23 protein-coding genes and 4 pseudogenes are annotated in these 23425 nt (G+C 33.6%); 18 read left to right on the top strand and 9 right to left on the bottom strand.

The window, feature by feature from the left end:
- Positions 1 to 139: 139 nt before the first annotated feature.
- Positions 140 to 562: a dCTP deaminase gene (dcd, locus tag KBP50_RS14420; protein ID WP_050351916.1), complete on the top strand. Its 423-nt coding sequence runs from the start codon at positions 140 to 142 to the stop codon at positions 560 to 562.
- A pseudogene (locus KBP50_RS14415) lies at positions 555 to 698 on the top strand (GTP-binding protein); the annotation flags it as partial. The gene dcd and the pseudogene KBP50_RS14415, both read left to right, overlap by 8 nt.
- A 263-nt stretch (positions 699 to 961) precedes the next feature.
- On the opposite strand, the gene KBP50_RS14410 reads toward KBP50_RS14415, so the two are convergent.
- Together KBP50_RS14410 and KBP50_RS14405 are read right to left on the bottom strand one after the other, a co-directional pair.
- Positions 962 to 1336, bottom strand: coding sequence for a helix-turn-helix domain-containing protein (locus KBP50_RS14410; protein WP_050351918.1), 375 nt, complete (start codon positions 1334 to 1336; stop codon positions 962 to 964).
- A 279-nt stretch (positions 1337 to 1615) separates the two neighbouring features.
- Positions 1616 to 2002: a helix-turn-helix domain-containing protein gene (locus KBP50_RS14405; RefSeq protein WP_050351919.1), complete on the bottom strand. Its 387-nt coding sequence runs from the start codon at positions 2000 to 2002 to the stop codon at positions 1616 to 1618.
- 265 nt (positions 2003 to 2267) lie between these two features.
- On the opposite strand from KBP50_RS14405, the gene KBP50_RS14400 reads away from it, so the two are divergent.
- From KBP50_RS14400 to KBP50_RS14370, 6 genes and pseudogenes are all read left to right on the top strand, one after another.
- On the top strand, positions 2268 to 3290 hold the full coding sequence (locus KBP50_RS14400) for a TRAP transporter substrate-binding protein (RefSeq protein ID WP_050351920.1): 1023 nt from the start codon (positions 2268 to 2270) through the stop codon (positions 3288 to 3290).
- A 29-nt stretch (positions 3291 to 3319) separates the two neighbouring features.
- Positions 3320 to 3814 carry a TRAP transporter small permease gene (locus tag KBP50_RS14395; RefSeq protein WP_373688093.1) on the top strand — a complete coding sequence of 165 codons (495 nt, stop codon included), beginning with the start codon at positions 3320 to 3322 and terminating at the stop codon, positions 3812 to 3814.
- Positions 3815 to 3835: 21 nt separating this feature from the next.
- Positions 3836 to 5107, top strand: coding sequence for a TRAP transporter large permease (locus KBP50_RS14390; RefSeq protein WP_050351922.1), 1272 nt, complete (start codon positions 3836 to 3838; stop codon positions 5105 to 5107).
- 17 nt (positions 5108 to 5124) lie between these two features.
- A complete protein-coding gene (locus KBP50_RS14385; RefSeq protein WP_050351923.1) occupies positions 5125 to 6087 on the top strand; it encodes a C-terminal binding protein in 963 nt (320 codons plus the stop codon).
- 219 nt (positions 6088 to 6306) lie between these two features.
- Entirely contained in the window at positions 6307 to 7218 is a 912-nt protein-coding gene (locus KBP50_RS14380; protein ID WP_050351924.1) for a dihydrodipicolinate synthase family protein, read from the top strand.
- A gap of 32 nt (positions 7219 to 7250) precedes the next feature.
- A pseudogene (locus tag KBP50_RS14370) lies at positions 7251 to 8173 on the top strand (sugar kinase).
- A 583-nt stretch (positions 8174 to 8756) separates the two neighbouring features.
- Here the strand turns inward: KBP50_RS14370 and KBP50_RS14365 are convergent.
- Positions 8757 to 10085, bottom strand: a complete 1329-nt coding sequence (locus KBP50_RS14365; protein WP_050351925.1) for a TcaA 3rd/4th domain-containing protein — start codon at positions 10083 to 10085, stop codon at positions 8757 to 8759.
- A gap of 857 nt (positions 10086 to 10942) precedes the next feature.
- On the opposite strand from KBP50_RS14365, the gene KBP50_RS14360 reads away from it, so the two are divergent.
- The 5 genes from KBP50_RS14360 to KBP50_RS14340 are packed head-to-tail and all read left to right on the top strand — an operon-like array spanning position 10943 to position 12807.
- Entirely contained in the window at positions 10943 to 11650 is a 708-nt protein-coding gene (locus KBP50_RS14360) for a DUF4176 domain-containing protein (protein WP_050351926.1), read from the top strand.
- A complete protein-coding gene (locus KBP50_RS14355) occupies positions 11650 to 11874 on the top strand; it encodes a hypothetical protein (protein WP_050351927.1) in 225 nt (74 codons plus the stop codon). The genes KBP50_RS14360 and KBP50_RS14355 overlap by 1 nt, the downstream gene beginning before the upstream one ends.
- A 24-nt stretch (positions 11875 to 11898) precedes the next feature.
- Complete coding sequence (locus KBP50_RS14350; RefSeq protein ID WP_050351928.1) at positions 11899 to 12210, top strand: hypothetical protein; 312 nt, start codon at positions 11899 to 11901, stop codon at positions 12208 to 12210.
- Positions 12207 to 12527: a hypothetical protein gene (locus tag KBP50_RS14345; protein ID WP_050351929.1), complete on the top strand. Its 321-nt coding sequence runs from the start codon at positions 12207 to 12209 to the stop codon at positions 12525 to 12527. The genes KBP50_RS14350 and KBP50_RS14345 overlap by 4 nt, the downstream gene beginning before the upstream one ends.
- Positions 12496 to 12807 carry a hypothetical protein gene (locus tag KBP50_RS14340; RefSeq protein WP_050351930.1) on the top strand — a complete coding sequence of 104 codons (312 nt, stop codon included), beginning with the start codon at positions 12496 to 12498 and terminating at the stop codon, positions 12805 to 12807. The genes KBP50_RS14345 and KBP50_RS14340 overlap by 32 nt, the downstream gene beginning before the upstream one ends.
- A gap of 686 nt (positions 12808 to 13493) precedes the next feature.
- Here KBP50_RS14340 and KBP50_RS14335 read toward each other — a convergent pair.
- Complete coding sequence (locus KBP50_RS14335; RefSeq protein WP_050351931.1) at positions 13494 to 13766, bottom strand: hypothetical protein; 273 nt, start codon at positions 13764 to 13766, stop codon at positions 13494 to 13496.
- Positions 13767 to 14004: 238 nt separating this feature from the next.
- On the opposite strand from KBP50_RS14335, the pseudogene KBP50_RS14330 reads away from it, so the two are divergent.
- The 3 genes and pseudogenes from KBP50_RS14330 to KBP50_RS14325 all read left to right on the top strand — a co-directional run.
- Positions 14005 to 14754, top strand: a pseudogene (locus tag KBP50_RS14330) (IS4 family transposase); the annotation flags it as partial.
- A pseudogene (locus KBP50_RS22165) lies at positions 14733 to 14855 on the top strand (hypothetical protein); the annotation flags it as partial. The pseudogenes KBP50_RS14330 and KBP50_RS22165, both read left to right, overlap by 22 nt.
- Before the next feature lie 477 nt (positions 14856 to 15332).
- Positions 15333 to 15635, top strand: coding sequence for an SMI1/KNR4 family protein (locus tag KBP50_RS14325; protein WP_236691410.1), 303 nt, complete (start codon positions 15333 to 15335; stop codon positions 15633 to 15635).
- Between the two features lie 281 nt (positions 15636 to 15916).
- On the opposite strand, the gene KBP50_RS14320 is transcribed toward KBP50_RS14325, so the two are convergent.
- The gene (locus KBP50_RS14320) at positions 15917 to 16081 is read right to left on the bottom strand and encodes a transposase (RefSeq protein WP_128743421.1); all 165 of its coding nucleotides are present in this window, start codon (positions 16079 to 16081) and stop codon (positions 15917 to 15919) included.
- A gap of 24 nt (positions 16082 to 16105) precedes the next feature.
- On the opposite strand from KBP50_RS14320, the gene KBP50_RS14315 reads away from it, so the two are divergent.
- Positions 16106 to 16246: a hypothetical protein gene (locus tag KBP50_RS14315; RefSeq protein WP_156875358.1), complete on the top strand. Its 141-nt coding sequence runs from the start codon at positions 16106 to 16108 to the stop codon at positions 16244 to 16246.
- A gap of 490 nt (positions 16247 to 16736) precedes the next feature.
- Here KBP50_RS14315 and KBP50_RS14310 read toward each other — a convergent pair whose 3' ends face one another.
- From KBP50_RS14310 to KBP50_RS14295, 4 genes are all read right to left on the bottom strand, one after another.
- Positions 16737 to 17678, bottom strand: coding sequence for an NAD(P)H-binding protein (locus KBP50_RS14310; protein ID WP_050351932.1), 942 nt, complete (start codon positions 17676 to 17678; stop codon positions 16737 to 16739).
- Between the two features lie 84 nt (positions 17679 to 17762).
- Complete coding sequence (locus tag KBP50_RS14305; protein ID WP_050351933.1) at positions 17763 to 18656, bottom strand: LysR family transcriptional regulator; 894 nt, start codon at positions 18654 to 18656, stop codon at positions 17763 to 17765.
- A gap of 405 nt (positions 18657 to 19061) precedes the next feature.
- A complete protein-coding gene (locus tag KBP50_RS14300; protein ID WP_050351934.1) occupies positions 19062 to 19403 on the bottom strand; it encodes a DUF3147 family protein in 342 nt (113 codons plus the stop codon).
- On the bottom strand, positions 19404 to 19802 hold the full coding sequence (locus KBP50_RS14295; RefSeq protein WP_050351935.1) for a MarR family winged helix-turn-helix transcriptional regulator: 399 nt from the start codon (positions 19800 to 19802) through the stop codon (positions 19404 to 19406).
- Positions 19803 to 20603: 801 nt separating this feature from the next.
- Between KBP50_RS14295 and KBP50_RS14290 the strand changes: the two genes are divergently transcribed.
- Complete coding sequence (locus KBP50_RS14290) at positions 20604 to 23378, top strand: sigma-54-dependent transcriptional regulator (protein ID WP_175609449.1); 2775 nt, start codon at positions 20604 to 20606, stop codon at positions 23376 to 23378.
- Positions 23379 to 23425 lie beyond the last annotated feature (47 nt).

The following is a 23425-nucleotide window of genomic DNA, read 5'->3' as shown; positions in this document are numbered from 1 at the left end:
AGAGGTTGTCGTGTTAAACAAATCTCCATTGGAGTCCATCATGTCAAGGAATGCGCTGTCCGCAGAAAACCAAAGGCGTTCATAACCTCCGGATCTTTGTTGCGGGCTTGCACTTGAGCTTGGTATTCCATGCCAAGATATGCTTGAAACTCCGGAAGACGGGGGACCTCCGGCGAGCTATCATGAAATGCAAGTGACAGATGAGAAAGTCGTCACGATTCCGCCTAACACGTTTATGTTAGGAACAACATTAGAGCAAATTCGTTTACCAAACGATTTAACAGCCTTTGTTGAAGGGAGAAGTTCTATCGGCAGATTTGGTGTCTTTATTCAAAATACTGGATGGATCGATCCGGGCTTCTCTGGGCAGATCACTTTGGAATTATTTAATGCAAATCGAGTCCCTGTTCAATTGAAGGTTGGTATGCGAGTTTGCCAACTGGTAATAGTGCAAGTTGATCAAGCTACAGAAGGGTATAGTGGAAAGTATTTATTTCAAGAAGGCGCTACACCTAGTCGGGCATATATGGATCATGATAGAGGAGGGAAGATCAATGAGTAAAAAAATACCAGTAACCGTTTTAAGTGGTTTTTTGGGAGCAGGTAAAACATCTCTGCTCAATCATCTTCTTGAAAATCAGAAAGGGTTAAAAATAGCCATTATTGTTAACGATATGAGTGAAATTAATGTTGACGCATTTCAATCCACGCACCTATATAAGGTGCGACAGCGATTTTTTCCTAAAAGTTTACAAAAAACATTAAAAAATGACCCATTAAAAAGAAAAATATTATAAACCAATGTTAATACCATATATTTTATTCCAAATATTAACAAAAAACAATGAAATAATGGTGCGAATCCCCCTGTGTTTTTATGTGCACTTCAGGTTCGCACCAAAACAATCAAATAATTTTAACCAAATAGTTAGTTTTAAACTCTGTAACCTCGCACCGATCCCTACAACTCATTAATAAATTTCCACAGCTTCGTCAGTTTTTCCACATTTTCAACAGGATTCTCACTTAATTCACTTAGTAGTTGTTGCTCTTTCATTTGTTTGACGGTTTGCAATTCTGGCTCCGTTAATGTGAAATCATCTTTTATAGTAAAATTTATGGGGTGTTTGGGTTGATCAATCAGACCTAGTAAATAATCTGTGGAGACGTCGAACAGCTTTGCTAGTGTTCTGATAGTTTCAATAGATGGTTCGTTTTTTCCTTGTTCGTAGTAGCCATACGCACTAGTAGTAATGTTTAATTTTTCGGCAATATCTTTTTGCCCGAATCCGTTTTCAACTCGTACATCTGTTAAACGTTCACTAAAGCTGTACATGTCCTACCCCCTTTTTATGGTGTTTTAACAGAATTATACAATTAGAAATTGGGTATTTTTCTTTTGACAATTAAAAATTGGAAAAAGACATATGTTACAACGTGGGATTGTTGTAAAAGATAATATTCAAAACTTCTGTTGATGGAGAACTATGCCATAATTTCATACATTGTGGTGACAAAATGGTATGGCTTCATGAAGTAGTATTTAGCTGAAGGTGTTTATAAATTGGAGAATTAAACAATGTTGCACGTAATTTACAAGTCCATTATTTCTTGCTTATCCACTGTTCATTTCCTTTGTTAAAAATGTCCAAAAACGAACAAGTTTGTCTACATTTACGGTTGGATTATCTTCCATTTCAGCTAAAAGCTGTTTTTCTTTCATTTGTTTAACAACAGTCAATTCAGATTCAGTTAGAGAAAAATGCTCTGTTATAAAAAAGTTAATTTGATGTGTTGGAGTATCAATAGTACCAACCAGATAATCTGTGGAAACGTTATATATTGTTGCTATTTTTTTCAAGGTGTTAATGGAAGGTTCGTTTTTTCCTTGCTCATAGTATCCATAAGCACTTGCGGTCATATTTAACATTGCGGCTATTTCTTTTTGACTGTAACCAGCTTCTACTCTTAAGTCTATTAATCGTTCACTAAAGCTACACATATTTTCACCTCCTAAAAAATGCTTTAAAAAAATTATACAAGCTAAAATTGTTTGACTTGATTTAATCAATTAAAAATTGTAGTATAATACCTATAACAATAAAAAGTTGTGGAAGGGTGTGGCTAAAGAAAAATCCATAGATAAGTCTATTTTAGAAAAATCTTATTAAAATGATCAAGATAATTTAGTGACGATGAGAATTTGAACGCCAAAATATCTATGAACTATTATGCAAACGCTTTTTTAAAAGGGAGTGATGGGAGTTATGAGAAAGAAAAGTGTATTAGTCAATTTATTTTTAGTTTTGATAACGTTAACATCTTGTAAACAGGCGAGTGGAAGTGCAGTAGAAGAGACTGAGAAAACAATACTAGCTGGTATTGGGTACAATAATCAGCACTCTCAATATAAAGGTTTAGAAAGATTTAAAGAAATTGTTGAGAAAAAATCTAAAGGAGCACTTAATGTAAAAATATTTCACAGTGGACAACTTGGTGACGATCGTTCCATGATAGAATCTTTACAATTAGGAGTTTTACAAGTAACCATTCCTTCAACAGCGCCATTAGCTAACTTTATTTCAGAGTTTTTAATATTCGATTATCCATTTTTATTTCCAAATGAAGAAGTTGCAGATGAAGTTTTGGACGGAGAAATGGGTAAAAGATTACTAGATCTATTACCACAACAAAATTTAATAGGCTTGGCTTATTGGGAGAATGGTTTTAGAGATTTAACTAATTCAACACGTCCTGTAAGTTCAATGCAAGATCTAAAAGGGTTAAAAGTAAGAACTATGGAAAGCGAACTTCATTTATCGGCATTTAGAAAGTTAGGTGCGAATCCAACTCCGATGGCGTTTGGCGAACTCTTTACTGCAATGCAACAAGGGACCGTAGATGGTCAGGAAAATCCAATTTCCACTATTTATCTTGAAGGATTTTATGAAGTGCAAAAATATATTTCAAATACACATCACGTATATACTCCTTTTATATTTTTAATGAGCAAACCTTTCTACGAGTCTTTAAATGAAAAAGAACAAAAAGTTGTTTCTGAAGCAGCCAGAGAAGCTGGAAAATATCAGCGAAAATTAAATAGAAAAGATACGGAAAATTATTTGCAAAAGTTAAAAGATAACGGAATGGAATACACGGAAATTACAGAATCTTCTCGAAAGGAGATGAAAAAAACTATTGAACCTTTATTAGAACAGTACACAAAAGAGATTGGTACAGATATGGTTAGTGATGTTTATAATGCCATTGAAAATGCTCAGTCACCTTAGTAACAAAATCATAATTAGAAAATAGAGAGGTGTTTGTATTGAAAGTAATAAGATGTTTGGACAAGCACATAGAAGAATATCTATTAGTAATTCTGTCCGCAACAATGGTTTTAGTTATATTTTTGCAAGTAGTAATGAGGTATGTTCTAGGAAGTTCATTATCTTGGTCTGAAGAACTTGCACGTTATTGCTTTATCTGGTCAGTATATATTGGAATTAGTTATGGTGTGAAAAGAAAGCGACACATATCAGTGGATGTACTACTAGTTATGCTAAAAGAAAGAGGACGACTTATTTTAACAATTTTAACGAATTGTTTATTTATTATATTTGCTACAATTATAATATACTACGGCGCTGATATTACAATTAGATTACTATCTTGGGGACAAGATTCACCAGCTCTACAAATACCTATGGGAGTTGTTTATCTAGCTGCGCCAGTAGGATTAGGATTATGTATTATCAGATTAATGCAGGATATATTATTTACAGCTGAAAAGTTAAAAAATAAAATAACCTAGAGAAAAAAGGGAGGGATGGGCTTGACAGCGACCATACTATTCACAAGCTTTGCTTTGTTTTTATTATTAAGTGTGCCTATAGGCATATCCATTGGGCTTTCTACTCTTGTAACCATTGCCTTAATAGATATATTACCAGTGTCTTTTTTGGCAAAGGAATTTGTTACATCTGTAGATTCATTTCCTTTAATGGCTGTACCTTTTTTTATTTTAGCAGGAGAGATTATGGGAAAGGGAGGGATTTCCCATCGTTTGGTAAATGTTGCAACCTCAATAGTAGGTAACAAAACAGGGGGCTTGGCAATTGCCGGAATTATTACTAGTTTATTTTTTGCAGCCATTTCTGGATCGGGACCTGCAACTGTAGCAGCTGTAGGAGGAATGATGATTCCAGCTATGGTTGATCATGGATATGACAAACGATTTGCAACAGCTGTCATAGCTTCCGCCGGAGCGCTTGGAGTCATTATTCCACCAAGTATTCCAATGGTTATCTATGGAGTTATTGGCTCAGCTTCTATTGGGGATTTGTTTATTAGCGGGGTTATACCAGGTGTGTTAGTAGCATTTGGCTTAATGGTTTGGTCTTATATATATGCTAAAAAGATGGGCTATACAGGTACAGATGAGAAAATGTCGATAAAGAAAATTGGAGAATCTTTATACGATGCAAAATGGGCACTTCTTATTCCCATTATAATACTAGGTGGTATTTATGGTGGAATTTTCACCCCAACCGAAGCTGCAGTGGTAGCGGTTGTTTATAGCTTCATGGCAGGGATATTTTTATACCGAGAAATTAAGCTACAAGATTTGCCAAGGTTATTCGCTGATGGCGCTTTAACTACAGCAACTATTTTAATTATTGTTGGAGCGGCAACTGCATTTGGGCGTTTATTAACTATTGAAGAGATTCCCACCCAAGTTGCAGATATAATGTTATCTATTACAGATGAGCGTATCATTCTTGTGTTTTTAATAATCACTCTATTGTTAATTGTGGGATGTTTCATGGATACTTTAGCTGCGATTATTATTTTGACCCCAATTTTATTACCAATTGCAATTAATTTAAATTTTGATCCTATTCATTTCGGAATTATCATGGTAACTAGCCTAGCAATTGGTTTTATTACTCCACCACTAGGAGTTAATTTATTTGTTAGCTCAGGTATTTCTGGTTTGTCTATTTCTGTATTATCTAGAGCAATTGTACCGTTTTTTATTGCAATGGTTATTACTTTGCTAATTATAACATTTATACCTCAATTGTCTTTGATATTAATTAATTAATTATGGGAGAGATGTTCATGAAAAGATTTAAAGTATTAATTAGCGATTATGAATTTAAAAGTATAACAATTGAGAAAGAAGTATTGCATAGTGCTGGAGCAGAAATAATAACTGCACAATGTAAGACGGAAGATGAAGTGATTTCAGCCGGTAAAGGTGTCCATGCAATTATTAATCAATATGCTCCAATTACCAGAAAAGTAATGGAGAGTTTGCCAAATTTGAAAGTCATTGCTCGATATGGTGTCGGAGTAAATACAATAGATTTGGAGGCAGCTACTAAACACGGTATATATGTGACCAATGTTACAGATTATTGTATGGAAGAGGTGGCTGATCATACTTTCAGCTTGCTTTTAGCATGTGCTAGAAAAATCGTTCAATTAAATAAAGCAGTAAAAAATGATGTATGGGATTATAAAGTTGGTATGCCGATCTATCGCTTAAAAGGTCGTATTCTAGGGCTTGTAGGTTTTGGGAGTATCCCCCAAAACTTAGCTAAAAAAGCTATATCTTTTGGTTTAAAACTTGTTATTTACGATCCATTTATTTCAAAGTCGCTAGCTGATAAGTATAAAGCAGAGGTAGTTAGTTTAAATGAACTAATGAAAATATCTGATTTTATTTCTGTTCATACTCCACTTACGAATGAAACAAAGGGATTGATAGGTAAGGAGCAATTCAATCATGCCAAAAAAGAAGCATTTATGATTAACACTTCTCGAGGGGAAGTAGTAGATGAAGAGGCATTAATACATGCGTTGAGAAAGAACCAGATTGGTGGTGCAGCGCTTGATGTTGTTTCGCAAGAGCCAATTAGGCATAATCACCCATTATTAAAAATGGAGAACGTTATATTAACCCCGCATGTAGCTTGGTATTCAGAAGAATCACAAATTGAACTTCAAAGAAAAACAGCAGAAAACGTTGTTGATGTATTAAAAGGAAGTTCTCCAAAGTATCTTGTGAATAAAATTTAAAATAAAACGTATAGTTAAATTATTGTTAATATTTAGTTAATTTTTATGAGAGTTAAGATCATATATTTAATTGGGTATTTGACATTGTATTTTATAAATGATTAAAGAGTAGAGAAAACATATGATTTATTCAAGAGCTACTTTAATCTTCATGACGCGTATAAAAAGCAGTATTCCCAGAATTTATCACAGTACCTTTAGAATGGATGGTGAATTAGTATGCCAGTGAAATTTAAAGGGGTTATACCTCCTGTATCGATCATGTTTGATCAGCAAGGTAAGTTTGATCCGGGGAGTATGGAGAAGGTTATTGACTTTTTAATTGATAGTAATGTAGATGGTTTATTTTTCCTTGGGAGTGGTGGAGAATTTACACAACTATCGTCTACTGAGCGAAAAGAAATAGCTGAATTTGTAATCCAATATGTGGACAAGCGTCTTCCAATTTTAATTGGAACTGGAAGTACAAATACACGAGAAGTAATTGAACTCAGTCGCCATGCATTTAATCAAAATGCAGATGGAGTGGTTGTTATTAATCCTTACTACTGGGAATTATCAGAAGAGAATCTTTATCTCCATTACCATGAGATAGCAAATGCTGTAGAAGGGCCAATTCTACTTTATAATTTTCCAGCTTTGACGGGACAAAGTATACCGCCTCATGTGGTTCTTCGTCTTGTAAAAAAGCACGAGCATATTGTCGGTATCAAGGAAACTATTGATAGCACGGCACATATCCGGGACATGATTACAACAGTAAAAGCAGAATACCCTGATTTTTCCGTGTTAGCAGGGTTTGATGATCATTTGTTTAATACGTTAGCTCTTGGAGGGGATGGCGCTATTTCTGCAAGTGTAAACTTTGCACCACAGCTTTCAGTTGATCTCTATCAAGCTTTTCGAACGGGAAATTATAAAACAGCAATGGAGCTACATCAGAAGTTAGCTCAAATACCCACACTATATCAATTAGAAATTCCATTTATCAGTGTGATAAAAGAGGCAACCAAAATGTGCAGTTTGGACATTCCGACCTATGTGCAGCCACCTGCTAGAATGGTTAGTGAAAAGAAACGAGAGCAGATAAGAAACGTTTTACGACAAATTGGTTTAATCGAGAAGAGGTGAATGGTTTGGATGTTATAACTATAGGGGAAACAATGGTTCTATTTGATCCAGTATTTGATGGCCCCATTCGTTATGTTGATACATTCCGTAAACGAATTGGTGGAGCAGAATCTAATGTAGCAATTGGCTTAGCACGTCTAAATAAAAAAGTCGGTTGGATCAGTCAGCTTGGTGAAGATGCATTAGGGGATTATGTGCAAGCATTTATCCGGAGAATGTAGATACATCACGTGTGGTCAGGACTAACAAGGCACAAACAGGAGTGTATGTTAAAGAGCGAGTTCGTGAGGGACATGCAAGCGTTTATTATTATCGTAAAGGGTCAGCCGCTAGTCTGCTAACGATGGAAAATATAGATTGGGAATATATCAAACAAGCGAAAATTATTCATATTACTGGTATTACACCACTATTAAGTGAAAGTTGCTGGGAAGTTAGCAAACAGCTTTTCAGCTTTGCAAAACAAAATGGTATCATGACCAGCTTTGATCCTAATATCCGAAAAAAGCTATGGGACAATCCAGTAATTGCCAAAGAACGTCTACTCTACTTGGCAGAACAGAGTGATATCTTGTTATCAGGCTTAAATGAGGCAGTGACACTATTGAATACAGATGATATTAATGAAATACTAGCCTATTTTCGCCATAAAAATGTAGGTTCTGTTGTATTGAAAGATGATGCTAATGGGGTGCATTATGCTACTGATGGAGGCGAAGGAGGGTTTATTCCAAGTTACAAGGTGGAGCGTGTCGTTGATCCAGTTGGTGCAGGTGACGGCTTTGCGGCTGGTGTGTTAGCAGCTTTATTAGATAAACAGCCATTAGAGGAGGCTGTACGTCTTGGAGCTGTAATTGGTGCAATGGTAGTTTCTACGTATGGCGATGTCGAGGGCTTACCTGATAAGCAGACTATTGAACAATTCATGTATGGCAAGCATGATGTAATTCGGTAATATACACCATCAAGCAGATAGGTATAATGGTATTTAATCAATAATAAAATCAGGCATCATTGCGGTCGTACGAAAGATAAACCCAACGAAGACATTATATGTTATTCGATTCATTGGTAAAAGGGGGGATTACAGGCGTTGAAATTACAAAAGAAAAATAAATGGCGAGAACTGACTGATTTAGCAAAGCAATTTGTAGAGATAGTGCAATATGCACGTGGTTATGAATAAATAATTAATGTTTACAAAGTGTAAAATAGAAACCGGAGACATAAGTAATATATGAACTCTTTATTTGTCATTTAGTACTGCTAACATAAAGATGGTGGTAGCTATAAAACTAACTCCCACCATCTCGTTTTCTTCTTGAAGCAAGTATGATAGAAGACAAAATAGTAGTTAGAATGAAGACGAGTTTGTAAAAAATTTGCCTATAAGGCGGATACTAGTAACATGCCTTTATGTAGGGCTAAGTCAGATTGACCATTGGACAGTGCGGTCTGTGATTCTTTACTGACAACAATTGAACTGCCTTGTTTAATTGGATGTTGTCTTTTTACATACATAGTAAGAAAAGTTAATTCTAAAACTCAGTTTCTACTACTTCTTCACTCTTCATATAGTCATCTTCGTCAGCTCCATAATAGCTATCCTCTTGATCAATAATCCATTCCTCTTTATCACTGATGTACTCTAGTTTAATCTCTTGATGCTCATATTCTTCCGTTGGTTCCTCATCTTTGTTAAAAAAGTATCTTTCTACATACGTTCTATGTAATTCAATAGGAATAGTTACATAATGTCTTCCGCCTTCCCCTTCTTCATAGAGAGCCTTTGAATAATCAATCCTTGTACCCAAAACTTGTCCAGCGTAAGTTCTTTCTTGCTCTTTTGCTTGTATGATTTCTTTAGAAAGTGACTTTTTAAAGGAATTAGATAAATTCTTTAAATGTTTATCATCTAAGTTAACCAATGCTGTCATTTTATCTTTTTGGTAATTATTTATTAGTTCTGTTACTTTCTTTTGTGCTTTTTTATCTTGTAATATTTTGGGAGATAAATCATAGCTTTTAGTATCTGATGTTATTTTAACTTCTTCGCTCTTAATTTTTCCCCAAGGCATTTTTGCTACTCCTTGTAAAGAAATTCCTTCTGATATTGGACCAAAGTTATGATCTAGTAAAGTAGAACCGAAAAGGCTTTCGTCATTCATCTCTCCACCATCTAATTCTGAAATATTCACGTTAGCGTCTTTTCCATTTATGAATAGCTTCGTGTCTGGTATATGAGAGGCAATACCGATATATTTTCCTTCCAAGCCTAATTCAACAGCTTGATTAAAATCACTTACTCCTGATACATAAAACTCGCCTTTATTTTTTACATCTGCATAAGGATATTCGGCTGCTGCTTCAAAGCTGTATTCCCCAGGACCGAAAAGACCTAATTTTAGCGTATCATTTTTATTTGCATCTATGTTTAATTCTTTCTCGTCGTCTATTTTGACGGATAGCTTTTCTACGCCGTCTAAAAGTCCTTCTTCAGCGGTTACTGCATATGTTCTTACCTTTAATTGCTCATCTTTATTAAAATAAAGCATTCCTTCTTCATTAATGAGGGGATTATCTTCTTTCAATGCCATTGCTTGTTGTTGGAGTAATTCTAATTGCACTGCATAATCTTCGCGATTATCATGAAAGTCTTCAATCATACTTTGTGCCTGTTTCTCTGTCCAGTAAACATCATCATCCTTATCCACTAATTCATAAAAAGTAATGTAATCACGATCCTCTACTGCCTGTTTTAATTCTTCTAATGTCTTTTCTGGCGACTGGGTACATCCTGATAGTACAAGTACTAAAGTAAATAAAAATAATAAAAAAGCTGATTTCATAAGTATATGTTGCTTCATATGTACTCTCCCCTATGGTGAAGTTAAATATTTTTAGAACTATAGAATTAGTCCAAAAGTCCCTTTTTTTCATACAATGTTAAGTTAACCAAAGGTAAAAGGTGTTGTCAAGCCGATTTCTGTTAATTTTTGTATTTTATCCCGTATATAAGGTGCTATAAGACTCCTACTTCAGGAGTTGGATAATCTGTACAGCAACAAGTCTAAGTAGAAGGTAACAGCACCTAAACGCACTGTTTCGTATAAGGCTTTTAGGTCATAACTTTGGGCTACTAACAATCAGTTGGGGATAAATGAAAACCTCTACTGATTAAAGATTCACTTTATGCCTAGGAAGCAGAAATAAAGGAAATAATTTCTAAGTTAAAAGTACCTCATGCATATTTATTTAGTTATAAATATGCATGTGAAATTAGGAAAATAGCCACGTTGTGGATGGATAATTTTAGCATTAAGATGAATATATAGAATAAAATGGCTAAACTGTGCGTGTTACAGAGCTAACTGGAATTAATATCTTCATTTTATGGGGGAATTAAGGAGATAAACGAAGGAATCCAACTGTAATTCAAAAGTCCGAATCATATTTATTTACATTCGGAAGGGGAAAAAGTAGAGAAAGTACTTACGAAGTGAAGATTCACTTATAAGAGGGAAAAATAACATGAAGAATGCAAATAGAAAAATGGGGACTTCCATAGCTCAACAGCTATGAAAGTATAACAATTCAAAGGAGAAAACAAGCATCTATTTTACTAGAGTGCGGGTTCTTAGGAAGCAATACCCACTGAATTACGTTTCATTGTTAGGGTAACAAGTAGTTTATTCCAGAATAGGAAAGGGAGATGCGGATCTTTATGACGGAACGTATGCAAAAACAATTAGTAAGTCTCGCTTTAAAGAAAGTAGATCAATTGATCCAATCATACAGCACTGATTTGGACTTGCAAGTCGGTCAGAACGTACGAGAATTTTTTCAGTTGTGCTTGCGTGAAGAGAAGATGCTATATGACATATTTTCAACCCTCAAGAGAAAGCAAACTAACGCTGACATAGAGTGGAATCATGGGATTGTTTCAGTTAACCAAAAAGAAGGTTATTGCACTATTACGTATGTAAATAAGCAGTTTTCATTGCAGCACGATAGGTTATTCGAGCTTTTAGCGAATACGATCGAAATTATGAGGGAAGTCCTGCCACTTGGAACGATTGTGGAGCTTGATCCAACCTATTTTAAACCAGATAAAAACAATACTTCTCCATCTAAAGTGGTGATTACGGGGCGCTTTGTCAGTCCAAAAAATTATCAAAGTTATTTTCCTTATGTTGGTATTCTATATCCAGTTGGTGAGATCAAAGCGGGTGCGAAAATTAATTTTACCGCACCACTCATAAAAAGAGTGATTCATCGTGGGTATCAGGATGAGATGGAGGAAGCGTTTGTATTCTTAATGAAACAGGAATTTATTGTTGAAAAAGATCTGAACTCGATTGAATTTTCCGAGCATGATATGTCTAAATTACAGCAGGAGATGGATATGGAACTAAAAGTGGGGGATGTATGATGGCGTTATATGATCGTGATTTTTGCCGTGGCTTGTTGTACGGGGGCTGGGATTCTGGGATTATTAACAATTTGAAAGATGCACGTAAGGAAATCAAGCAAAATTTTACTGATATGGATTTAGAAAATGCGTCTGTACAGGAGCATATGGGGACGATTGTGGATGAGATGGTAAATGAACTTAATCAATTAATTGCCGAAATAGAATCCATTCATTTTCGCTAGTTTTTTGATAATGGGAGGGGTTTTGTGGTATCTGGACAAAAAATTAAAGTGGATTTTATAGAACTGCAAAAAATCATTGATGATTTACGAGCAGCAATTGATGATTTTGAGGGCTATACAACAGATTTTCGCTCTAACACGAGGGATCGGCTTAAATCATTTCAATCGGATTTTATTTCTAAGATGGATGGTTTACTGGATAACATGAATAATGATGTGAATCAGGATTTGAGCAAACAAATGGAAGAAATCTATCAAGCCGGAGTAGCTTTACTCAAAGGAATGAAAGAAGTGGACGAAGAACTTGGGGCTGCTATTGGCGGTGATGGCTCGTGAAGCGTGACTTACAAATTAATTATGGGGTTTTGGATGATATTATTGGCGAACTTCGGACATATAAGCGTGCTTTAGAAAAAATGGACCATTCACTGGATAAGGTGAATACCTTTATTCGAACAAATGACGGAAAAAGTGTTGAAGCATGGGACCAAAATATTCACACTTCTAAAGAAAAAATCGCTGATTACGAAATACAAATTGATGACTTATTATCGCTATTTGAAAATTACGTAACAGACACTACTAGGTATATTTTACCATTATCAAGACATGCCATGATGCGTGTGGATCGTAAATCTGAAGCAAATCGATAGTGGAATTACAACAAATGTTTTCAAAGCATTAAACAAAAGCTACCAGCAACCTGCTTCTTTTTTCGGTTTGTTTGATGACCCAACGGATGCGGAAAAAGAAGCAAGTGAGATCAACCGGCGACATATGGAAAGAATCCAAACAAGTATTGAATCAACCAGAAAAAAGCTGCAAAACAATATGGACGAGTTATGGGATCTATATAATTCCAAGGTGAAAAGATTTGAAAATGCCGATGATGCATACAATAATAAGGCTGGAAATGTAAAATATAAGGGCTGATTAAAATATGCTTGTGATATTTAAAGTAAAAAATTTTAATTGAAAATGGTGATTGGACTGTAAACGGTTGTTGCTGGATGATCCATTTTTTTAGAGATGAAGGAATTAGCGGTGCCAAACTGAATGAAGAAGCATTTGAAGTAGACAGGGTTGGCTTACAGGAAATTGAGCCACCATTATCCAAGCTATAAAAAGTTCTTCTCGGGAAGTGGATGGAAAAACAGCTGTATCCGTTGTTGTATATTTTCACCAAATGGACATTTCACCTTTCTTCAGTTTTAGACTCAAAATCACAGAAATTTGCTAACCGAATATTCTTATTTTATTTAGGTGAAAAATTGGCGTATACAAAAACACCACATGTCACAAACACTGATGTGACAATGGTTAAAGCAGTTATCCGATACTTCCCTCCAACTTGAAACTGATAATTCTTAAAAATCAACTTATATCAATACATTGGTTTGATAATATTCTTATTGAAACACTCGTCACCTCAAATCAAATGAGCCTTGAGGGGCACAAAAGGGGCACGTAAAGAATAACCCCCTCTTCATATTTACCAAGGACACTCACTTTGTTAAAAATTAATTAATATTTTCATTATACACATGCTGACATACTACCTTAAAATAACTAAAATATATTATCTTTTATCAGTATATGAAGAACGTATCTCGTTCTCTTTAATTAATGTTATCATACACCTCTTTCGCCTTTTTAAATACGTCTTCTTCTCTAGAATAATACGGATACTCTAAAAAATCTTCTTCGAAAGGGGAAAAGCGACTAGCAATGTCTTCTAATTCACAAAACAGTAAATATTCTTTTTCATTTAAAACATCGTAATTTATTTCTTGACTAAAAAAAATAGTGAAATGATTTGCAAATGTTTCTGTATTAATTTTCTTTTCTAAATAACTTTTTACTAGATTCAAGAGTTTTTTTCTTTCACCCATCTATGCAATTCTCCTTTTATTTCTTTATTTTCTTTAATGGTTCTATTGCACTTCTTGTATAATGAAAATGATTGATTTTATTTGTTTTTTTATTATATATTACCACTAGTGTCGCATTAAAATATTCATATGCGATATAAAATACAGAATTTTCTTAAACACTTTGTTTCCATAAAAAAATCCTTTATAATGTTTGGCGGTAGTAACCTATCCAGATCCAATATAAAGGACAAACACCATGGATAAGTCTACACGAAAAACATCATTTAAACAATGGTTATCACCTATAAATCAAACATTATTTAATGAACAGGTGAAAAAGTATCAACTAAATCACTATACTAAAAAGCTACATATGGATTCATTTATGTCATTGCTTCTGTATGCTCAACTTCATGAAACGGAAAGCTTACGAGCGCTTAGCGATGCTGTTTTCTCGGATGAACTACAACAGGCTACAGAGTTAGATTCCATCAGTTTCTCACAATTAGGAAGAAGATTGAATCACGTTCCGACTGCTTTTTTTCAAACGATTTTTCTGGATTTAGTCTCTGATATCCATAAGAAAACAGATTTCCAAAATCGTAGAAGAATAACAACACCATTAAAAATCATTGATTCTAGTACATTACCACTTAATTTAACGAACCATAAATGGGCTAAATTTCGCAAAACAAAGTCAGGTGTCAAACTTCATTTACGACTCGTATTTATGGAAAAAGGCCTTTCTTATTCGGATCAAGCGGTCATCACAAATGCGATTGAGCACGACCGCGGACAATTAGAAGTTTTGGTTGATGACAAAGCATGCATGTACGTTTTTGATCGTGGTTACTTAGATTATGAACGTTTCGATCGTATGACAGATGAGGGGTATTTCTTTGTTTCTCGTCTGCGAAAGAACGCTGTAGTACGAGTATTTGAAACCTTTCCACTACAAGTAAATTCAAACGTAGTGTCAGATGAAATGATTTTGAGTTTTATCCCGACATAGAAATCTATGAATTTGAGAACAACAAACTAATATTTTTTGAAGGCAGCGAATCAGCTTTAATGTCAATAGAATTGAATGATTTACTAGCTGATTAAAGAACGATAATAAAACATACCTTGAATGGTTTTACGCCTTTCAAGGTTTTTACTTTTATTTATTAAATTAACTGATATTTAAGTGAGACAAAAAGAAAGTAACTTGTTTGAGAATCGAGAGTTCATAAGGTAGTACCATCAAGGCATTATGTATTAATACTTGGTTTGTGAAAATAATACGATAATGAGACGAGATGACCATTTTACAAAGTAGGAGGAGGACTTATGACAGGGCATTGGCAACAAACGAACGAGATCGTACAAGCTCGTGGCGATAAGCAATGGGTAAAATAAAAAGCGTAAGTATTGTTTGAGGCTAATAAAATTTTAGGTTGTATTTTCATTAGAGACGTTCGTGGTCGTATAATACTAGGTTCTCGTTTAAAAAGCGTTACATAAATTGTGATTTTTGTAACGGGAGGCGAAAAGTTGAACGCTGTTAGATATAACGAGTTTTGATCAAAGGCAAAATTTTATATGATTGATAGGTTTTTATGTATTTTAAAAGTAACCGGGGAAAGAGACGATGAGTATTATGATATAGGAGTAGTTAGAACACAATTAGACGAAAGAATTGTTTTTGATGAAAATTTAGTTGGTACTGAACTGCTACCAATAGCTGTTTTATTTGCAGGTGACTTTGTTTGCTTAGACTATCGTAACGATGTTGAAGAGCCTGTTGTATGCGTTTGGAATCATGAAGAGTCTGCAGATTTAAATCCTGTAACATATATTATAAGCAATAGCTTTGAAAAATTTCTAAATATGTTAACAGAATAGATACTTGTTGATAGTAACAAAACCTTGACCCAATGCTTGTAAATCAGTCAAACATATTTATTAACCAAAAGCACTTGATTGTCTCATAGGCAACAGGTGTTTTTGGTTTTTTTGTGAGAAACTTTGGACAACATAAAAAATGCTAATGAAAATTCATAACTCATGATGGTTATATCATCAAGGCGTTCTGCTTTAATACTTGGTTTGTGAAAACAATATGATAAATAGGCGAGGTGACATTTTACATGACAGGGGTAGTATGACATGGAATAGCTTACAAACTAACGAGGATAACAAAGCTCGTGGCGATAAACAATGGGTAACGTATAAGGATGTTCATATACTGCTATGGGCTGTGAATCACTTCTAGGTTTACCTGAAAGGTGCAGCTGGACAATTTGTTCTTTAAATTCTTTTGAGAATGTCTTTCTTTCTCTTTTGGTCATAATTAACTCTCCTCCGACTTATTATTGAATCAAGATTTATATGACCTTAATGAATCTGTTCAACTAAGTGTAACCTATCCAGAAATAGCTGAACGAATTTTAACCATTCAAGAAAAACCGCTTGCTTGCCATTTTAAAAGAATATATGGAAATAGCTACTATTAAAGAAGCTATCGGAAAAGATCAGCCAGTGTAATAGCGGATCACTTAGCTAAAGATTTCCAGAAACGGCTGATAGCTACCAGGATTTGATTAAAACAGCAGATGATGATTCTAGATCAATTTAACAAGCAATTTATTTATTAGAATAGAGAAAAAATTGTATCAGTAGGGCTTTTCTTCATCCCCTCAGATAGAAATAGAGCAAAGACTAAAAACTCGGGCGTCCTTGAAAAAGAAGACCTCTTTTTCTGCGGATGATTAAGAGGTCTTCCTTATTTTGGAAAATAAGAGTGCCTTACTGAGTGCGAAGTATTGCTGTCGTGGCTTTTTCTTGTCCTGTTACCCCAAACGAATCGGGTAGTTAGGTGTCGCTATATCCCGGCTAGACTCCTTATATACTCTATAACTTCCTAAAGTGGTAGGCTTACGTAACTTAGATCTGGGGTAAATCAGTTTCTAGCTGCTTGTTTTTGTTTTAAATATCAACAGTTGTTCAATTATCTTTTGAATGACGATTACCTATTTGAAATTGATTAGCATGTTCAAACATATATTTTACTGTAAGAGGGTCTTGACCTGTAAGTTTCTTAAAGTCATCCGTAAATACATCCATTTTCCCCAAACGAATAGCTTGAGCAAAAGTGACCATGCCATCTGATGAAAATGGCGCCTCGGAGCCTTCTTTAAATTCACCATCAGTTGTTCTAGGAACTCCCATTGCATCAAAGATAGCATAATTTTCTTCATCCGTAATTTCTTCATAGGTTACATGGTTGCCTGTAACTCTATTTCCAATAGCTATAAACTCAGAAATGGTCATTAGTTCCGGTCCATTAATATTTAAAATAGCTTCTTGATACTCGTTAGATGCTATCGAAAATGCAACAGCTTTTGCACAATCTTTACGTGAAATATATGCCATTTTTCCATCACCTTGGCTATTTTTCAGTACTCCATCACCCTTAACATAAGTGAAGTAATTTGTAATCATTGCTTCGGCATATTGAGAATTACGAAGAAAAATATAATCTAAACCGATACGTTTAATATATTCTTCCGTATAAATATGATCAATTTTTTCAACACTCGGATTTGATTCATCCGCTGCATTTACTAATGATGTATAGATGATTTGTTTTACGCCAGCTTCCTTAGCAGCGTCTATAACGTTTTTATGTGCACGTTGACGTTTCAATCCAACAAAAGGCATAGATATTAAAGCAAGCTTATCCGCACCAGTAAAAGCATCTGCTAGACCATCCATTTTATTAAAGTTGGTCACATGTGTTTCAATACCTTGTTTTTCATACTCTTTTAAAGCTGTAGGATCATAACTACAAAAAATAACTTTATCTTTATCAACCAATTCTAATAAATAGTCAGCTGCTTGCTTACCTAAATTTCCATCAATACCAGTCAATAATAATTTCCCCATAATTTCTAGCACTCCTTTTGAAAGTATCTATAACTAAACATTAAGTGAAACACTGAACAAATTCAAATACAAAAAACCTATAACCTATTGGGGAAACGAATCTTGTATTTGACGAAGAAATCGTTGTAATGATGGATTTGGATTATCTTTAAAATAGCCTATTTCTATGTTAAATGTATGATGTGAATCTTTTAATGGGATTAATCGAACCTCATCTTTTGGGTATGCAAGGCTATAATTGTCTGGTAAAAATCCAATCAAATTCTCTGTTACTATATAAAATAACTCTGTTTCGACATCATCCACCATTTGCAATATATTCGGCTCATAACCATCCTTTATCGCATTTTGAATCATTAAATAATAAGAGGTTCCAATCGCAGTTGAATTCAGCATGATAAGTGGATATTTATATAGTTCTTCTTTTGAAATAGTCCTATTATGAAAAAGAGAGTGTTGATTACCCACAACCGCACAATACCTTCCTCTATACAATGTATGTGTTAAAATATCCTCTTTTTCTTTAAATTCTGAATCAACAGCAATTGCAGCATCATATATCCCTTTTCTTAGAAATTCTGAAATATCTTTTAACAATACTTTATTTAATTTTAGGTTAATCGTTGGATTCAGCTCTTTAAACGAAGTAATAAAACGTAATAAAACTTGAATATCCGTCAAGGCCGAATATTCTATAGACAATAGTTGAGTATGACACTGCTGATAATTCTTCATCTGAGCTTGCATATGATTATATTGCTTCCAGAGCACAATTGCCTCTTCATAAAAAATCGAGCCAGCTTGTGTTGGTTCAATAGGAATTTGTTTTCTGTCAATCAATTGCATGTCAAACTCTTTTTCAAGTGAAGCAATTTGTTGGCTAATGGTAGTCTGAGATACATAATTCTTCTTTGCTGTTTCGGTAAAACTCCTACATTCAACTAAATCAATAAAATATTTAATTTTTTCAATATTCATCTTACAAACCCCATTTAATATATTGTAATAATATAACCTTTTATGTGGGACTGAATTTTTGTATCTTTTTTACGAATATACATTTTGCAGTTCTTTTACTGCTACTGCATGATAGGAAAAATGTTTACTAATAATACGGTTAATTCTTCGGTATAAAATCAGATGATAGCTTTACATATGAACTAATGAATGGTGTCGCCTCTGGTTGTATATTTTACCACTTTCCCATGAATAAACCGTTTTGTAAAGGTTTACTTTGGTATCCTACTATGATTTTACACATTTCATCTTTTTATTGCCACTATGATTTAATGGTCAGTTACTAAAAAGAACAACATGATCACTAATTGTAGTATCGAATCCATATTGAAGTACATGTTCCGTTAAATATCTATTTTATCTTTTCTAGGAGAAAAATAATCCAGTTATATATTTTTGAATGATTAAAAAGAATCCCCAACCAATAATTCCAAATAAAAACGCTACTGATAAATGAAAAGAATGCTTAAACGCAAAATAAATTATTAGGAGCATTACAATTGTTGCTGGAAGACCTGCTATAACTCCAACTGTAAACTCATTAATCGTTTTTGCGGATTCTCCTTGTACAGTTAGCCAAATTATACTTAGAATGCTGATTAAAGGTAAAGCTGCTATCACTCCACCATATACCGGAAATCTTCTTGCTAATTCGGTTACTATACCAATAATGACTGCAGAACTTACAATTTTTATAAACAAATACATTTACTTTGTCACCTCGTTAAGTAATTGAAAGGCCTTAACAACTTGTATCCTTTCTTTATCTGATAACTTGTCAAGTGCTGCTTGTAATTTTTTTTCATCTAGTTCTGTATTTTTCTTTAGTACCGTTACACCGAGTTCCGTTAGATGCAAATAAACCTTACGTTGATCTTTTTCATATCTTTTTTTATATAGCCATCCATTACTTACTAGCCTTTTCACGTGTTCCGATGCAGTGTTATGTGATATTGATAAATGCTCTGCAATATCTCGGATCATTACAAACTGCTTTTTATCTACCACTTGTAATATACGGACACTTTGGTGAGAAATGGCTTCTTGATGTATCGGATGAAGTTCAAAATAAATATTAGTAAAGTATCTATTTATTTCATCAATCATATAAAATACCTCCAATAATATATCGTTTAATTGATTATATCGCAAAACACGATATAAATACAATGAAAGTATTACTTACCAATGCTAAAATAATTATTAAGATTAAATTAAACTACTGTGTTAGCGTAAGAAGCGGCTGTTCTTATTGAACAATCGCACCATATGGAATAAGCTGGTTATGTACCATTGGTTTAATTATTGTTGTGAAGACTATATAATCTCTATCCAGTTTAAAGAAGAACATCTTAAAAATGTCTAGTTACGTGTTGACATATCATGAAGTTAAAATTGAAAGTATGAATTAGCTAGTTGCTTACTTTTAACATCTATAGTTTTACTTTTGTATGTTATTACATTCCTAAATAGCGCTTTTATGTGGTTGTAACTTAGCTAAGGCTAGAGAAATTTAATCTTTTCAATCTTTTCAATTTGCATCGGGTAAGCTTCTTTAATTGGTCCTCTCGCTATAATTAATATATAATCTCCATTCTCAATATCACCAGATTTTTATTATTAATTGAAATAAGATTTAAGCCGTTAGTTAATATAATTTTCCTCATTATTATAAAAAGTCAAAATAGTAATACCCCTTTTTATAATCTAGGATTCTATATTAGGTGAGTATAAAGTCACTTTGTTGAATCATTATATGGAGTAAAGAATAAACTTTTTGCTCTCACGATAGATGATTTTCCATAAAATATAGTTATTTCCCATAATTAGTTTTTGTTTAGTAAAAGTTATTTTTTATACATTGACTTTTGTAAGCGTTTATCTAATGATGAAAAAGAGGTGAGGAGTATGATGAAAGATGAGATAACAAAATACATAGAAAATCAGACAGCTTTTTTAGACTTAGATAATATAAGTGAAGTTTTTACTGCAAAAAATATAGGTCTACAGTTTGAAATTAAAAGAAATACTGTTAGTCACTATTTAAATCAATTAAATGAGCAAGGAATTATAATTAAAATAAATACGCGCCCAGTCTATTTTTTTCATAAGAACGCTTTTGAAACACAATTCTATACACTATCCAAAAATATATACCGAAGTTTAGATGAATTAAAGGAAGAACAGCCTTTATTTCAAAAAAGGAATGATATGTTTTCACTTTTAATTGGAAATGATGCAAGTTTAGCAAGAAGTATAGAACAATTAAAGGCAGCACTATATTACCCGGAAAACGGTTTACCAGTTTTATTAACAGGAGAGAGTGGAACAGGCAAAAGTTATATGGTGAAGATTATCTACCAATATTGTTTGGCAAACGATTTGATTAAGGAGGATGGACAACTCATTACTTTAAATTGTGCACAATATGCTAATAATCCTGAACTTTTAACTAGTCATTTATTTGGACATGCGAAAGGAGCTTTTACGGGAGCAGATGAAGATCACAAAGGAGTTTTTGAAGAGGCAAATGGGGGGATTTTATTTTTAGATGAAGTGCATCGTTTAAATGCAGAGGGTCAAGAAAAATTATTTACCTATCTTGACCAAGGTGTAATTTATCGAATGGGAGAAACAAATATGCCACGTAAGGTTAGTACAAGGATATTTTTTGCAACGACAGAGGATTTGAATAGCGTCTTTTTATCTACCTTTATACGTCGTATTCCTGTTCAAATTCAATTACCCTCATTGGAACAACGAACTCAAAATGAACGGTTAGAGATGATATATAATTTTTTTATAAAAGAAAGAGCAAAAATAAGAAAAGTACTGTTAGTGAGTAGTCAAGTAATACACTTATTAAAAACTACCCCTTATCAAGGAAATATCGGTAAATTGAAAAATGTAGTTAAAGTAACTGTTGCAAAAGCATTTTCTGAACAAAAGGATGCCAAGCATATTCATATTACAATTTATCACTTACCTCCTGATTTATTAACAAAAGCTGTATTTAAAGCAAGTGTAAGCACAGAAGAAAATATAAACATTGATGAAACAACAACTATAGAAAATTTATCAATGAAAAAAAAGCCTGAAGAGTTAAGGATTATTCGTACATATGAACGATTACTAGCCAACTTTAAAAAATCTGAATTAAATATTACAGCTATTGATGAAGATATAAAAAAAGAAGTAGAAAACCTATTTGATTTTTTGCTGTTTGAAACAGATAGAGAGAAAAAACACGAATTATTATTATTTATGACTCAATATGTACGTGATACATTAAAACAAATGGAGTCATCCTATCAAATTATATTCAATGGTAATAGCATTTATGCGATTAGTTACTATTTATTTCAAAGAAGTTCTGTACGTTGGCAACCTGAAGATGTTGAAGTACAATCTTTAATAAAAGAATTTAAACAAGCAGTAATTCAAACATACCCTATGCTGTTTCAATATACGGAAAGGATGTTATCTATCATTAAACCTAGGCTGGACATTGAAGTATTTGACATGGATTTAATCTTACTCACACTTTACTTTAGCCAGTTAGGTTTATCACGAGAATCCAATTTTGCGAAGGCGATTATTGTTGCTCACGGTTATGCAACTGCAAGTAGTATCGCTAATGTCGCTAACCGCTTATTAGGTAAAAATATTTTTGAATCTTTTGATATGCCAATAGATACAACGCCACAAAAAATAGCTGAGGAAATAGTGGATTATACTGAAAAAAATGATGTAAGCAATGGGCTTGTTATTTTGGTGGATATGGGATCTTTAAAAGAAATATACGAGTATTTTCCACAACAATTGTCAGTTCCAGTTATGATTATGAATAATCTAACTACGCCTTTAGCAATAGCTATAGGGGAAAATATCCAGAAAAGTATTAACCTATCTGAGCTAGCAATTCATTCTTTTGAAAACAATAAGCCAGATTGGAAAATAATTTATCCACATAAAAATAAAAATAAAGCGTTATTAACTACATGCTTTACTGGAATCGGTACAGCAACAAAAATTAGTAAACTTCTTGAAAAGAGTTTGCCAATAAATAGCCCGTTAAAGGTGCTTCCTTTTGATTACCAAACACTGCATGAGCAAAAAGAAAAAGAGACTGTTTTTTCACTCTATGAGGTCGTTGGAATTGTTGGAACAGCTAATCCAATGATCCAAGATATACCTTATTTATCTCTTGAGGAATTGATTTCCGGAAAAGGTGCTCAGCATCTTCGAGAGTGGTTAATGAAGGATTTAGATGATGAGAAAGCAGAACAATTTAACAATAGGTTAATCCGCAATTTTTCACTTGATAAAGTAATTGATTCTGTAACTATCCTTGATACTGATAAAGTGATGGCTGAAATTGAATTATTTATGCGAATTTTAGAGGAATTAACTGAACAAAAAATTAAAAATGAAAGAAAGCTTGCTCTATATGTACATGTTAGTTGTTTAATTGAAAGGTTAATTCGTAACGTCCCAATTGAAACATATAGTGGAGATGACACCGATGAAAAGTGTCGAAAAGAACAGCTAGCTAGAATAAAAGAGGCTTTCAGTGTCATAGAAGAAGATTATAGTGTCAAAATACCAAATTCAGAATTAAAGTACATTCACGATATTCTTTTTCAAAAGCTTGATCTTACAATGATTAAAGAAGAATTCTAATATTAGCAAACAGCGTGCCACTAAAGTTGGCACGCTGTTTGCTTTAA

The organism is Virgibacillus pantothenticus (assembly GCF_018075365.1).
GTDB classification, from domain to species: domain Bacteria; phylum Bacillota; class Bacilli; order Bacillales; family Amphibacillaceae; genus Virgibacillus; species Virgibacillus pantothenticus.
Note: the sequence above shows the minus strand (reverse complement) of the source record. Positions and strands in the feature narration are given on the sequence as shown.

Excerpts from the sequence above, each read along its gene's own strand:
- dcd (WP_050351916.1), top strand. The coding sequence starts at position 140 with ATGCTTGAAACTCCGGAAGACGGGGGACCTCCGGCGAGCTATCATGAA.
- KBP50_RS14410 (WP_050351918.1), bottom strand. The coding sequence starts at position 1,336 with ATGTACAGCTTTAGTGAACGTTTAACAGATGTACGAGTTGAAAACGGA.
- KBP50_RS14405 (WP_050351919.1), bottom strand. The coding sequence starts at position 2,002 with ATGTGTAGCTTTAGTGAACGATTAATAGACTTAAGAGTAGAAGCTGGT.
- KBP50_RS14400 (WP_050351920.1), top strand. The coding sequence starts at position 2,268 with ATGAGAAAGAAAAGTGTATTAGTCAATTTATTTTTAGTTTTGATAACG.
- KBP50_RS14385 (WP_050351923.1), top strand. The coding sequence starts at position 5,125 with ATGAAAAGATTTAAAGTATTAATTAGCGATTATGAATTTAAAAGTATA.
- KBP50_RS14380 (WP_050351924.1), top strand. The coding sequence starts at position 6,307 with ATGCCAGTGAAATTTAAAGGGGTTATACCTCCTGTATCGATCATGTTT.
- KBP50_RS14365 (WP_050351925.1), bottom strand. The coding sequence starts at position 10,085 with ATGAAGCAACATATACTTATGAAATCAGCTTTTTTATTATTTTTATTT.
- KBP50_RS14360 (WP_050351926.1), top strand. The coding sequence starts at position 10,943 with ATGACGGAACGTATGCAAAAACAATTAGTAAGTCTCGCTTTAAAGAAA.
- KBP50_RS14355 (WP_050351927.1), top strand. The coding sequence starts at position 11,650 with ATGGCGTTATATGATCGTGATTTTTGCCGTGGCTTGTTGTACGGGGGC.
- KBP50_RS14335 (WP_050351931.1), bottom strand. The coding sequence starts at position 13,766 with ATGGGTGAAAGAAAAAAACTCTTGAATCTAGTAAAAAGTTATTTAGAA.
- KBP50_RS14325 (WP_236691410.1), top strand. The coding sequence starts at position 15,333 with ATGATTGATAGGTTTTTATGTATTTTAAAAGTAACCGGGGAAAGAGAC.
- KBP50_RS14320 (WP_128743421.1), bottom strand. The coding sequence starts at position 16,081 with ATGACCAAAAGAGAAAGAAAGACATTCTCAAAAGAATTTAAAGAACAA.
- KBP50_RS14310 (WP_050351932.1), bottom strand. The coding sequence starts at position 17,678 with ATGGGGAAATTATTATTGACTGGTATTGATGGAAATTTAGGTAAGCAA.
- KBP50_RS14305 (WP_050351933.1), bottom strand. The coding sequence starts at position 18,656 with ATGAATATTGAAAAAATTAAATATTTTATTGATTTAGTTGAATGTAGG.
- KBP50_RS14300 (WP_050351934.1), bottom strand. The coding sequence starts at position 19,403 with ATGTATTTGTTTATAAAAATTGTAAGTTCTGCAGTCATTATTGGTATA.
- KBP50_RS14295 (WP_050351935.1), bottom strand. The coding sequence starts at position 19,802 with ATGATTGATGAAATAAATAGATACTTTACTAATATTTATTTTGAACTT.
- KBP50_RS14290 (WP_175609449.1), top strand. The coding sequence starts at position 20,604 with ATGATGAAAGATGAGATAACAAAATACATAGAAAATCAGACAGCTTTT.